We start from the raw sequence: 11,895 nt of genomic DNA, 5'->3' as shown, positions 1-11,895 counted from the left end.
GCTCCTGAGAAGTGGATGCAGGGAGCAGGATTTGAACCTGCGGACCTCTACAGGACAGCGCCCTGAACGCTGCGCCGTTGGCCTAACTTGGCTATCCCTGCTCGCAGTGGTGTGTTTTCCTCCCCGGCTAAAACCCCTTTCGGTCCGTCGGATCTCGGGCGCCGAACGCGCGGCGTAACCGCCGTTCGGGCCCGAAGCGGACGTCATCTGTAGGGTGTTGGGGAGCATCTGTTTACAGTTGAACCGCGGTTTCGAGTTCTTCGGCGCGTGCTTCCAGCGACTCGACCGCCTTCAACACGAGTTCGTCGACGGACATCGACCCGTCAGTCTCGACGTCGAAGACGAACGCGTTCGGTACGTCCGTGACTTCGAGTTCCTTACCGGGGTACCGCTGGCTGAGGTCGTTGCCGAAGCTCTCCGTATCGATCAACTCGCCGTCGTCATCTATGACGCCGCGGATGATCTCCGGCTCGTCGTCCTCGAACTCGCTTTTTTCTCCGATCACCTCGACGCGCTGGAGGTGTCGGTAGCCGACGGCCACGCCGCCCTGGTGTTTGGCGTGGTCCTTGCCGTAGCCGAGTTCGGCGTCCGCCTCGAGTTCGAGTCGCTGGCCCTCCTTGAGATCGATAATCGGGACGTTCTTTTCGGCGGGCTGTACCTGTTCGTCGCTGGAGACGAGATCGCCCGAGTACGCCGTGTCGGGCCCCTCGACGTCGATCGCCAGCGTGACCGTATCGTCCGGTCGGTAATCGTCCGGCGTGGTCAGCGGTACCAATCCGAGCCGCAGCGCGAGCTGTTCGTCGAACATCACCGACGAGTTCTCGATGACACGGACCGTATCGATCGAGAGCGTCGGGACGTCGGCGATCATCGCTCGGCGGACCCCGTTGGCGAAAGCGGGGGTCACACCGCGGACGAGGAACCGCGCGCTCCGGTCGTCGCGGTCGATGAACGTTACCTCGTACTCCTCGGACATGGTTAGAATCCCGCGTTTTTCGGCGCCCGGGTACCGTCGTGCGGGGTCGGGGTTACGTCCTCGATGCGACCGATCTCGAGCCCGGCGCGGGCCAGCGCACGGATCGTCGCCTGTGCGCCCGGACCGGGGTTCGTTTGCTGGTTGCCGCCGGGGCCGCGAACCCGGACGTGGACGCCGTCGATACCGGCGTCCTGTACCTGCTCGGCGACGACTTCGGCCATCTGCATGGCGGCGTAGGGCGAGGCCTCGTCGCGGTTCTGTTTCACGACCGTGCCGCCGGACGACTTGACGATCGTCTCGGCGCCGGTCAGGTCCGTTACGGTGATGATCGTGTTGTTGAACGAGGCATACACGTGTGCGATGCCCCAGGTGTTTTGATCTGCCATCGTTATTGTCCCTCCGCGCGCTCGGGGTGGAGTTCGTCGGCGAGCGGGCTCGTCTCGTCGAACTCGATTCGGTCCTCGTCGGACACGTCGACCTTCGTCGACGGCTCGTTCACACGCGCACCGTCGACGGTCACGTGGCCGTGGGCGATGAACTGCCGTGCCTGCCCGGGCGTGTTTCCGAGCCCCTGCCGGTAGGCGACCGTCTGGAGCCGCCGTTCGAGAATGTCGGTCTCGTCCAGAGAGAGGACGTCGTCGAGACTCCCTCCGTCATCGAGGACACCGATCCGCTTGAGTCGGGCGAGGAACTCGCTACCGGCCTCGGCGGCGACTTCGGTGTCACCCTGGGCTTCGCCGATCAGCCGGCGGGCCTCCCGGCGGTAGCCGCGGAGTTCCGACTGGGCGCGCCACAGTTCCTCTTTGTTCTTGAGCCCGTACCGCGAGAGGAGATCGCCCTCCGCGGCGATCCGTTCGCCCTGGAAGGGGTGGTTCGGTGTCTCGTAGAACTTGGTGTTGTTTCCGAGCGCCATTATTCGTCCTCGGCCTCCTCTTCGGCCTGTTGTTCTTTGATCGCCTCGATGTTGACGCCGATCGTGCCTTCGGTCCGACCGGTGGATTTGGTCCGCTGTCCACGGACTTTCTGTCCACGCTTGTGTCGGACGCCACGGTAGGAGTCGATCATCTTCATCCGGTTTATGTCCTGCCTTCGGCTCATGTCGAGATCGTTGCCGGTCTCGTGGGTGGTCTCGCCGGTGAAAAAGTCCCGCTGGTGGTTGGTGAGCCACTCGGGTACTTCCTCGGCGTATCCCTCCACGAGTTCGACGATCTCGTCGATCTTGTCTTCCTCGAGCGCGCCGAGGACGTCTCTGCGATCGACGGCTGCTCTGTCGGCGATAATGCGAGCGACACGCCGGCCGACACCGTTCATGTCGGTCAACGCCCGCTCGACGCTTTTCGTCCCGTCGAGGTCGGTCTGTCCGATGCGGACGAAGTACTGGATGTCTTCGTCTTCGTCTTCCTCGTCCGCGCTGGGTTCTTCTGTGCTCATGTATGGGTTCGATTAGCGTCGTGGCGGGGATTTGAACCCCGGAGGCTTACGCCACAGAGTTAGCAACCCTGCGCCTTGGGCCAGGCTTGGCTACCACGACTCGCACGCGTATCTTCGCCCTCTCGGACTCGGGGCCAGGGCCCCTGCATCTATTGCATCCATCGATACCCGACCTGCCTACTTAAACCGCACGGAACGCAGGTCCCCTGTGAGGCGGTTGCGTGGTCGGTTCCTCTCTCAGAAAGTCGACTGACTACGTCTTTCGTCCTGAAACCGTCCGGCGGCGGACGATTCCTTGCATGTTCGCCGCCCGCTCGGCGAACGAACGGAACGCCGCCCCCGTCTCGCTTTCGGGATCTTTGACTACAGGCTGGCCGGAGTCGCCGCCCTCCCGAACGGCCGGATCCAGCGGGATCGACCCGAGGAATGGCATCTCGACGTCCTCGGCGAAGGCCTCGCCGCCGCCGCTGCCGAAGATGTCGTGTTCTCCCCCGCAATCGGGACAGACGAACCCCGACATGTTCTCGACGATCCCCAGGACCGGCGTCTCGTGTTCGCCGAACATCCGCAGGCCCTTCCGGGCGTCGTCGATCGCGACCTCCTGTGGCGTCGTCACGATGATCGCCCCCGAGACCGGGACGGACTGCAGCAGCGTTAGTTGGGTGTCGCCGGTCCCCGGCGGGAGATCGACGACCATGTAATCGAGCGCGCCCCACTCGACGTCCTCCCACAGCTGGGTCAACACCTTATGAACCATCGGGCCCCGCCAGATCACCGGGTCGTCCTCGCCGACGAGAAAGTCCATGCTCATGAGTTTCATGCCGTACTTTTCTGGGGGAACGATCGTCTCCTCGCGGGTCGCCTTCGGGTGGGCGTCGGCCTCGAGCATCCGCGGCACGTTCGGCCCGTAGACGTCGGCGTCGAACAGCCCGACGCGGGCGCCGAGTTCGGCGAGCCCGGCGGCGAGGTTCACCGCGACGGTCGATTTCCCGACGCCGCCTTTCCCGGAGGCGACGGCGATAATGTTCTCAACGTCGGGGAGAATCTGCTCGTCGGCCGAGAGCCCGGTATCGACACTCGCCGAGAGGTCGATCTCCCGATCGAGATCGGTGAGAGCGTTTCGGACCTCGCCGGCGAGTGCCGTCTCGGTCGGCGAATAGGGCGCGCCGAGCGCCAGATCGATCGCGATGGTTTCCGAATCGATAGTCACGTCGTTGATCAGTCCGAGCGAGACGATGTCGTCATCCAGATCGGGATCCTCGACGGTCGAGAGGCGATCGAGAACCTCGTCTTCGTCCATACTCCGATTGGTGCACAGGCGTCGATAAGCGTTATGACACCGAACGGTTCGTTCGTTCCGAACACGGCCGTACGTAACTGAAAAAAGTTACACCACACCGGGTGATGGCGTCGATTTTAAGCACCCGTGGACGAAATTCGAGGTATGCTCGAGGACGGATTCGGTCGGGAGACGACGGGGGTCAGGATATCGCTCACCGACCGGTGTAACTTCGACTGCGTCTACTGTCACAACGAGGGACTCGGTGACACGCGCGGACCGATGGAACCGGCCGACGACGAGATGTCGACCGACGATGTCGTCCGCTTTCTCGAGGTCGCCGCGGAGTTCGACATCCGGAAAGCGAAGTTTACCGGGGGCGAACCGATGCTCAGAGACGACCTCGAGGAGATCGTCCGGCGGACGCCTGATTCGATCGAAACGTCGATGACGACGAACGGTACCTTTCTGCCCGAACGTGCTGAGGCGCTCACAGAAGCCGGGCTTGAACGGGTAAACGTCTCACAGGACGCGCTCTCGCCGAAAGCGTTCCGCGAAGTGACTAAAAGCACGGCTTACGACGAAGTTCTCGAGGGGATCGACGCGGCGCTGGATGCCGGTCTCGATCCGGTCAAACTCAATATGGTCGTCTTCGAGAAGACCGCCGGCTACGTCCCCGAGATGGTCGATCACGTCGCCGAAAACGAGGGACTACAGCTCCAGTTAATCGAGTACATGCCCGAACTGGCGGGCCGCCCCGAGTGGGCGATCGACATCGAACGCGTTCACGGGTGGCTGGCCGAGCAGGCCGACCGCATCGAACGCCGCGAGATGCACGGCCGAAACCGCTATTTCGTCGGCGAGGACGATCCGGATCTTCCCGGAGGGATGGTCGAGATCGTCGATCCGGTAGGGAACGCCGACTTCTGTGCGAACTGCCACCGCGTCCGCGTGACACACGAAGGCTATCTCAAGGGGTGTCTCAACCGTAACGACGACCTCAAAAGCATGGGCGAGATGTCGAAACCGGAGATCCGCGAGGCCTTCCGCGAGACGGTCGATGAGAGGGTCCCCTACTACGGGGAGTATATGGTCAAAGACGACGACGGCGAGTGGACGTTCAACGAGGAATACATCACCGCCTGACCCCGTCGGCCCCCCTCGTCAGTCGTCGGCTGGCACCGGCGACCCCAGATCCTCTATTGCCCACACAACGACCCGCGCTTCGATGAGATCGCGGGTTTCTACGAGGTCGTCGCCGGCGGCGTAACGCTCGAGCGTCTCTTCGGCCTCCTCGCGGAGTTCCCGCTCGAGCGGTCGCTGGTTCGGTTCGTCCCTCGTGGCGTTCAAAAGCGCCTCGAAGTCCTCCCGGAGGACGAAAGACGCCCGGCCGGCGTTACACCGCGAGAGCGGACTCATCCCGGTTTCCAGAACCAGCTCACGGACGGTCTCCCAGTCGTTTTCACAGAAATACAGCGACACCTCGCCCTCGATGTCACGCCATGCGATAGGCTCGGCGTGTTTCAAAAACTGGACGGCCCGTGGCGGGATATCGATCCGATGGGCCGTCTCGGGGGACCCACACAGACAGCAGGGCTTCTCGGTTCGCCCGGTGTACATACGATCTACTAGGGCTGACACGGGTTTGGGTGTGTCGTCTCCGGCGATCGACGTCACGCTCCCACCTGAGGGCCTATCAGCTCGACCGATGAAGGCGGAGCCTAACGTCGCGTGGCGGGCCACAATTTAAGTACCATGCCGGGACCAAACCGCCCGTGACGTAGCCGACAGCCGACGGCGGTCGAGGCGGTCGTGTGGGACGCCGCCGTCGGTGTGAGGACGGTCCCGCCTGTTCGCCATACTCGGTAGGAGATCGATGTCGTCGGTACGGGGTGGATATTTATTTACGGATTTCGTACCGACAGGCATGTCGAACGCCCAAAAGCAGACCGAGTCGGCCTGTCCTGTCGTCGAGTCGATGGAACAGATCGGATCGAAGTGGCGACTGCTCGTCTTACACGACCTCCAGGAGGGCGAAAAGCGGTTCAACGAGATCAAGCGATCGACCGACGCCAACTCCCGGACGCTCTCGCGTGTCCTCGACGACCTGCAGGCGGCGGGACTCGTCGAGCGCCGCCTCGAGGAGGACGCTCCCGTCGCGACGTATTACTCGCTGACGGAGAAGGGGCGATCGCTGTGTCCGGTCTTCGAAGAAATCGAGGCGTGGGCCGACGAGTGGGTCGACGGGCTGTAAGACGGTCGCGGCTCAGCTGTGCGTTTCGGGGTAGGCCGACGCGAGCAGTTCCGGCTCCGCGAGAAGCCGCTCTCGAACGGGATCGATGACGTCCGAAATCGCGGCCGATGCCGCCGGTTTTAGGTCCGCCGGATGGAGGTCTCCGGAAACGAAGTCGGCCTCGAGATCCCCGTAGCTATCGTACTCGAGATCGCCGCCGTACTCCGCCGGGCGCTCGACAGTAAAGCGCTCGCCCCGTTCCTCGAAGACCGGGAAGACGAGAAAGCGGAGGTACTCCAAGACGCCGTTGTCCTCGATTTCGCCGGCCGGACAGTACGCGCCCTCGATCTTCGAGCCGACAGCTTCGTCGTCGTCGGTGAGGTTGATTTTCGATCCGGCCTCGGAGGCGGACATCTTCCCGCCGGTGAGCCCGGACAGAAGCGGGGCGAACACACAGGCTGGCTTCGAGTACCCCAGTTCGGGGAGCCGTTCGCGGGCGAGCATGTAGATACCGCGCTGGTCGATCCCGCCGTAGGCGATGTCAGCCTCGAGGGCTGCGACGTCCAGCGACTGCATGAGCGTGTAGACGAGCCCGCCGAGTTTGGGGTTCTCTGACTGTCTGATCACTTCGCTGCCGGCCCGCTGGGCGCGAGAGATCGTCGTCTCCGCTATCGTCCGATAGAGGTCCATCGTGTACGGTTCTTCAAGCTGGTAGTCGGTCCCGCGGACGAACGAAACGGACTCGGTGTCGCCTCCGGCAGCGTCTATCATCGCCCGGATAGCGGTCTCGTAATACTCCGAGCGGGCGTCCAACAGCTCGAAGGGGCTCTTGGCGTCGTCCAGATGGGCGTGGAGGTCGGCGACGAGTACTGTCACGTCGAGGCCGGCATCGATGAAATCAGCGAGTTTCCGCATCGTGGTGAAGTGACCGATATGCATCTCGCCGGTCGGGGCGTAACCGATGTAGGCGGTCGGGGACTCGCGTTCCTCGAACAGCGTCTCGATTTCGGAAGCCTCGACGACCTCCTCGGTGAACCGTGTAACCAGCTCGGTCCGTTCGGCGGTGTCCATGGGCGTGGTTCCGCGAGACGGCCGATAAAACGTTCGGGTGGAGCCACCTCTGAGACAGAGTATCACGGAACGGCGAAACCTGGACCGCCGCGGATAACATCGGTGTTACCCGGTGACCCGAATGTTGCCAAAGTGATATAATGGTTCTAATCCGTACCTACTTGTGTAATGTTACTACAACGAACCACCGGTCGAACCGACGCGGAGACAGCCGAACCCACGGAGGGACGGTGATGTTCGAGACTGCCGGCGCGGACGTCGTATTCCTGCTTTCGCGCGTGATTTTCGGCGGCGTCCTGGCGTTCATGGGACTGAACCACTTCATGAGCGCCGAAGAGATGGCCGGCTACGCCGAGTTCAAGGGCCTGCCCGCACCGAGGATGTCGGTGCTCGGAAGCGGCGGCCTACTCGTCTTCGGGGGGCTCTCGGTCGTGGCTGGCGTCTATCCGTCGATCGGTGCCGGCGCACTCGCGCTGTTCTTGTTCGTTTCGGCCGTCACGATGCACGACTTCTGGAACATGGAGGGCGAAGACGCCGAAAACGAGATGACTTCGTTCCTCAAAAACCTCTATGGGACCGGCGGCGCGCTCGTCGTCCTCGCGGTCGCGGGCGCACAGTGGCCCTACGCGCTCAACATCGGGTTATAACGCGGATTTCGCGTTAGGCGCTGTTTTCGGTGGCGAGAGACGCCGACGAACGAACGGGCAGTTATAAGAGGATCGATGATGGAGTTTCGAGTATGACCTACACGTGCAGAAACTGTAAACGGACGTTCACAAACGAGCTCAAGTACGAACTCCACCGCGATACCTGCTCTGTGGCCGCGCTTATCTGTGAGCGGTGCGGCGACCGGTTCTCCGAGCGGCAGGCGACGCGCGACGGGTGGCACTACGCCTGTCCGAACGAGGATTGTGAGGGGGCCGGACGCGGCGAGGACCTCCGTTCGGTACGCGAGTTCACCGTCGAAACGACCCGATGACCGCCGGTTCGAGGGCGGTTCTCCGCGTCGATACGCGGCACGATTTTTAATATCCGTGCGTCGTCACTCCAAACGTGATCGACGTCCGTAACCTCCGCAAGGAGTACGGCGGCTTCGTCGCCGTCGAAGACAGCACCTTCAGCGTCGCCGACGGCGAAGTGTTCGGGATCATCGGCCCCAACGGCGCCGGCAAGACGACGACGCTGAAGACGCTCGCCGGCCTGCTGGAACCGACCGCCGGCAGCGTCGAAATCGACGGTCGGGCGGCCGACAGCCGCGAGACGCGCCGCCTGCTCGGGTTCCTCCCGGAGGAGTCGCCGCTGTACGAAGAAATGACCGCACTGTCGTATCTCCGCTTTTTCGCCGATCTCTACGACGTGCCCCGCGATGTCGCCGACGAACGCATCGCCGACGCCCTCGAACAACTCGAACTCGACCACCGCGATCGCGCGATCGGCGACATGTCGAAGGGGATGAAACGGAAAGTCGCGATCGCGCGATCGCTAGTCAACGATCCCGACGTCCTCGTTTACGACGAACCGGCCTCGGGGCTGGATCCGCTGACGACGAACTACGTCATCGAGTTCACGAAGGAACTCGCCGCGGAGGGACGAACCGTCGTCTTCTCGGCGCACAACCTCTATCACGTCGAGGAGGTCTGTGACCGCGTCGCCATCATGAACGAGGGACGGATCGTCGCCCAGGGGCCGCTCGAGGAACTCCGCGACCAGTACGGGAGGACGGAGTATCACGTCTTTACCACCGTCGAGGTTCCCGGAGCAGTCGCCGAGGACGGCCGGTACCGGCAAATCGTCGAGACGATGGACGGCGTCGAACGCGTCCGCGAAGCCGCACGCGAAAACGGCGGCAAGCTCGACGACCTACGGACGGTCGAACCGACACTCGAAGGGCTCTTTCTCGACATCGCCGAATCCGGCGGACGGGACGAAGAGCGATCCGCCGACCCAACGGAGGTCTGATGCGTCCGCGAAAGCTCCTTCGGATCGCGCGCTGGGAGGCGACGAAGGGCGTCGGCGGGTTCGACCGCGGCGCCGTTGCCGTCATCGTCGCCGCGGCCACGTTCGTCCTCGCGGTCGGCTTCGTCGGCATCACTGGCGGTGTCGCCCTCGAGGACGGCATCTACCGCGTCGGCGTCGCCGAGGACAGCGGCTACCACGACCCCGTCGCCGAGGATCCGGCGTTCGTAGCCGTCGATCCCGACCCCGACGCGATCGAAGGCGGCCGTATCGTCGACGACAGATACGACCTCTACATCGAGGACCGTCCGAGCGGGGCCCGGATCTATCTTGCCGAATCCGGCGGCGAGCCAACCGGAAAGAGCCGCGCGGCGCTGGCCGCACTGCGACAGTCGATCGACCGGTACAACGACCGTCGGATGTTCGAGGAACCCAACGGGACTGCCGCGTTCCCGGTGGTCGTGACGATCCGATACGTCGAGCGCGGCGGGACGGAGACTGTCGCGATCGGCGAGGCTGGCGGGGACGGCGAAAACGGGACCGAGACCGGAAGCGAACGCGATGGTAACGGGACCGGGTCCGGTGGTTCGGACGCCGAGGGTAGACAGGAACCATCCGACGGGGCCGGCGGGACCTCCTCGGGCGGCGATAGCGCTGACGGAACCGACGGCCGGATCGGCGCTCCCTCGCTTGGCGCGTTCGATCTCTTCGGCACCGACGAAACCGCCGGCACCCCGTCGGATATCCAGCCGCCGTTCCCGTTTCAATCGCTCGTGCTCGCCTTCCTGTTCGTGTTGCCGTTGAACTTTCTCATCCAGGCCTACGGGAGTTCGATGCTCTCCGAACGGCTCGACCGCCGCGGGGAGTTGCTCCTGGTCGCTCCGGTCGATCGGTCCGACATCGTCCTCGGTAAGACGCTGCCGTACGTACTCGTCTCGGTCGCGATCACGGTCGTTATCGTCGGCGTACTGTGGGCGCTCGGCGGCGAAGCCGGAGCCCTCTCGGTGCTTGCGGTCGTGCCGCTCTCGCTTCTGTTCCTCGCGACGACCTTCCTCGGCGCCATGTTTGCCCGGTCGTTCAAGGAACTCACCTTCGTGACGGTCACGATAACGACGGTGCTGACGAGTTACGCGTTCGTGCCGGCTATCTTCGCCGAGACCAGCCCGGTCGCGTTCGTCTCGCCGCTGACGCTCGTGATCAAGGACCTCACCGCCGCTTCCGTCACGCCCGGCCAGTTCGCCTTCGCGACCGGGCCGCCGACGCTCGTCGCGGCGATCTGCTTTCTGTTCGGGTTCGGCGTCTACCGCGAGGAGGACCTGTTCACCCAGCGGGCGATTCCCCACAAGGTCCTCGACGCGCTGGCGAGCCGGATCCACCGACCCCGGAGCGTCGCGTGTGTCGTCGTCTTGCTCGTCCCCTTCGTCTTCGTCGCCGAACTGCTCGTCGTCGTGGTGCTCTTTGCGCTGCCGGTCGCCGTCTCGATCCCGCTGGTGTTCGTGAGCATCGCCGTCATCGAGGAACTCGCCAAGGGACTGCCGATCTACGCGGGGTTCGTCCACGCCCGATACGGCCGGTCGCTTCCGGTGACCCTCGCGGTCGGGGCGGCGGCCGGGGTCGGGTTCTTCCTCGCCGAGAAAGTCACACTGGCGGTCCAGCTCGTCGGGCTCCCCGGGTCGCGAGTCGCCGACGCGGCCTTCCAGACCGGCCTCGGCTCGGCCGACCCGACCGTCGTCGCGCTTTTGGCGTTTGCTCCTCTCGGGCTCCACGTCCTCACGTCGACGCTGAGCGCGCTCGGCGCCAGCCGCGGCCGATCGACCTTCGTCGTCGGCCTCGTCTCGGCGGTTCTCGTCCATCTCGCCTACAACGTCGCGGTGGTGAGCCGCCTTGTCTAGACGGACCATCGCCCGGCGGGAACTCCAGTCGCTATCCCGCGAGAAGACGATCCTGCTGGCGTTGCTCATCCAGCTCGTCATCGCGGCCTTCTCGTCGTTTCTGGTCGTCGGACTGACTTCGATCTACGAGCCGGACGCCGCCGAGGACGACGTCGTCGTCGGCGTCACCGGCGAGGAAGCCGACGAACTGGTGACGGCCGCCGCCGCCGTCGACGGCTTGCAAACCCGCCGCTACGACGGCAGTGTCCGGGCCGCCTTCGATCGCAACGAGATCCAGGCAATCGCGACCGTCGAGCGCCGCGGGGGCCGGATCGTCGTCGACGTCGAGGCACCACAATCCAGCCTCCAGAAGACACTCGTCGTCGTTCAGTTGCGTGCGGCCTTAGAAGAACTCGAGCGGGCCGAACGCTCCGAGCGGAACGCTCGCCTCTCCTTCGAGCCGCTACCGCTGCCGCCGTCGGTCGATGCGAGCCCCTACTTCGGGTTCTCCTATACGGTCCTCGTCCCGCTTTTGGTCTTTCTGCCGGTGTTCATAAGCGGGGCAGTGGTCGTCGACTCGATCGCCGAGGAGATCGAACGCGGGACCTTGGAGCTGTTGCGGGTCACGCCGGCGACGCTCGTCGAGATTGTCGAAGGGAAAGCCGGTGTCATGGCAGCGCTCGTCCCCCTGCAGGTCCTGTTTTGGATCGGTCTCCTGGAACTGAACGGCATCGCGATCGCCAACGTCGCCGCGATCGTCACGTTTGCGAGCGCGGTCGCCGTCGTCGCCGTCGTCTTCGCGGCCGCCCTGGCCCTCTCGGTGCCGGTCCGACAGCGCGCGCAACTGAGCTACTCGCTGGGGTTGCTCGCGGCCTTTGCGGCGGCGGCGCTGTTGCCGGAGCATCCGGCGACGACGGTCGCGCTGCTCGCTATCGACAGCGCGACGGCGACCACGTATGCCCACCTCGGGGCCGCCGTCGTCGCCGCCGTCGGCTTCGCCGGCGTCCTCCGTGTGTGGGTGGAAGGGTTCGACCCCGAAACGCTCGGATAGGTTTTTGAACAGTCGGCCGGATACCTC

General features: G+C 64.2%; 14 protein-coding genes and 2 tRNA genes. 7 read left to right on the top strand and 9 right to left on the bottom strand.

The features are described 5' to 3' along the window. Window positions 1-16: 16 nt before the first annotated feature. The 7 genes from KM295_RS12970 to KM295_RS12940 all read right to left on the bottom strand — a co-directional run bounded on the left by KM295_RS12970 (window position 17) and on the right by KM295_RS12940 (window position 3,707). Window positions 17-101 (bottom strand) — tRNA-Leu (locus KM295_RS12970). Between the two features lie 131 nt (window positions 102-232). Next, window positions 233-976, bottom strand: a complete 744-nt coding sequence (locus KM295_RS12965) for a DNA-directed RNA polymerase subunit D (protein WP_256030379.1) — start codon at window positions 974-976, stop codon at window positions 233-235. Between the two features lie 2 nt (window positions 977-978). Then, window positions 979-1,362: a 30S ribosomal protein S11 gene (locus KM295_RS12960; RefSeq protein WP_272494411.1), complete on the bottom strand. Its 384-nt coding sequence runs from the start codon at window positions 1,360-1,362 to the stop codon at window positions 979-981. A 2-nt stretch (window positions 1,363-1,364) separates the two neighbouring features. Next, the gene (locus tag KM295_RS12955) at window positions 1,365-1,889 is read right to left on the bottom strand and encodes a 30S ribosomal protein S4 (RefSeq protein WP_256030378.1); all 525 of its coding nucleotides are present in this window, start codon (window positions 1,887-1,889) and stop codon (window positions 1,365-1,367) included. After that, window positions 1,889-2,407: a 30S ribosomal protein S13 gene (locus KM295_RS12950; RefSeq protein WP_256030377.1), complete on the bottom strand. Its 519-nt coding sequence runs from the start codon at window positions 2,405-2,407 to the stop codon at window positions 1,889-1,891. Before KM295_RS12950 ends, KM295_RS12955 begins: the two co-directional genes overlap by 1 nt. 16 nt (window positions 2,408-2,423) lie before the next feature. Then, window positions 2,424-2,507 (bottom strand) — tRNA-Ser (locus KM295_RS12945). A gap of 153 nt (window positions 2,508-2,660) precedes the next feature. Continuing rightward, entirely contained in the window at window positions 2,661-3,707 is a 1,047-nt protein-coding gene (locus KM295_RS12940) for an Mrp/NBP35 family ATP-binding protein (RefSeq protein ID WP_256030376.1), read from the bottom strand. 144 nt (window positions 3,708-3,851) lie between these two features. Here KM295_RS12940 and moaA point away from each other — a divergent pair, with 144 nt between their 5' ends. Continuing rightward, window positions 3,852-4,832, top strand: a complete 981-nt coding sequence (moaA, locus tag KM295_RS12935) for a GTP 3',8-cyclase MoaA (RefSeq protein WP_256030375.1) — start codon at window positions 3,852-3,854, stop codon at window positions 4,830-4,832. 18 nt (window positions 4,833-4,850) lie between these two features. Here the strand turns inward: moaA and KM295_RS12930 are convergent, their stop codons facing one another. Then, complete coding sequence (locus KM295_RS12930; protein ID WP_256030374.1) at window positions 4,851-5,306, bottom strand: DUF7960 family protein; 456 nt, start codon at window positions 5,304-5,306, stop codon at window positions 4,851-4,853. A 307-nt stretch (window positions 5,307-5,613) separates the two neighbouring features. On the opposite strand from KM295_RS12930, the gene KM295_RS12925 reads away from it, so the two are divergent. Then, the gene (locus tag KM295_RS12925; RefSeq protein ID WP_256030373.1) at window positions 5,614-5,940 is read left to right on the top strand and encodes a winged helix-turn-helix transcriptional regulator; all 327 of its coding nucleotides are present in this window, start codon (window positions 5,614-5,616) and stop codon (window positions 5,938-5,940) included. A 12-nt stretch (window positions 5,941-5,952) separates the two neighbouring features. On the opposite strand, the gene KM295_RS12920 is transcribed toward KM295_RS12925, so the two are convergent. Further along, window positions 5,953-6,990 carry a tyrosine--tRNA ligase gene (locus KM295_RS12920; RefSeq protein ID WP_256030372.1) on the bottom strand — a complete coding sequence of 346 codons (1,038 nt, stop codon included), beginning with the start codon at window positions 6,988-6,990 and terminating at the stop codon, window positions 5,953-5,955. Between the two features lie 233 nt (window positions 6,991-7,223). Between KM295_RS12920 and KM295_RS12915 the strand changes: the two genes are divergently transcribed. The 5 genes from KM295_RS12915 to KM295_RS12895 all read left to right on the top strand — a co-directional run bounded on the left by KM295_RS12915 (window position 7,224) and on the right by KM295_RS12895 (window position 11,868). Continuing rightward, on the top strand, window positions 7,224-7,637 hold the full coding sequence (locus tag KM295_RS12915; RefSeq protein WP_272494410.1) for a DoxX family protein: 414 nt from the start codon (window positions 7,224-7,226) through the stop codon (window positions 7,635-7,637). Window positions 7,638-7,729: 92 nt separating this feature from the next. Next, window positions 7,730-7,969: a transcriptional regulator gene (locus KM295_RS12910; RefSeq protein ID WP_256030370.1), complete on the top strand. Its 240-nt coding sequence runs from the start codon at window positions 7,730-7,732 to the stop codon at window positions 7,967-7,969. A 74-nt stretch (window positions 7,970-8,043) separates the two neighbouring features. Further along, a complete protein-coding gene (locus tag KM295_RS12905; protein WP_256030369.1) occupies window positions 8,044-8,949 on the top strand; it encodes an ABC transporter ATP-binding protein in 906 nt (301 codons plus the stop codon). Next, on the top strand, window positions 8,949-10,838 hold the full coding sequence (locus tag KM295_RS12900; protein ID WP_256030368.1) for a PrsW family glutamic-type intramembrane protease: 1,890 nt from the start codon (window positions 8,949-8,951) through the stop codon (window positions 10,836-10,838). Before KM295_RS12905 ends, KM295_RS12900 begins: the two co-directional genes overlap by 1 nt. Next, window positions 10,831-11,868 carry an ABC transporter permease gene (locus KM295_RS12895; protein ID WP_256030367.1) on the top strand — a complete coding sequence of 346 codons (1,038 nt, stop codon included), beginning with the start codon at window positions 10,831-10,833 and terminating at the stop codon, window positions 11,866-11,868. Before KM295_RS12900 ends, KM295_RS12895 begins: the two co-directional genes overlap by 8 nt. Window positions 11,869-11,895: the final 27 nt, after the last annotated feature.

The sequence above is a fragment of the Natronomonas aquatica genome, from assembly GCF_024449025.1.
GTDB classification, from domain to species: Archaea; Halobacteriota; Halobacteria; order Halobacteriales; family Haloarculaceae; genus Natronomonas; species Natronomonas aquatica.
Note: the sequence above shows the minus strand (reverse complement) of the source record. Positions and strands in the feature narration are given on the sequence as shown.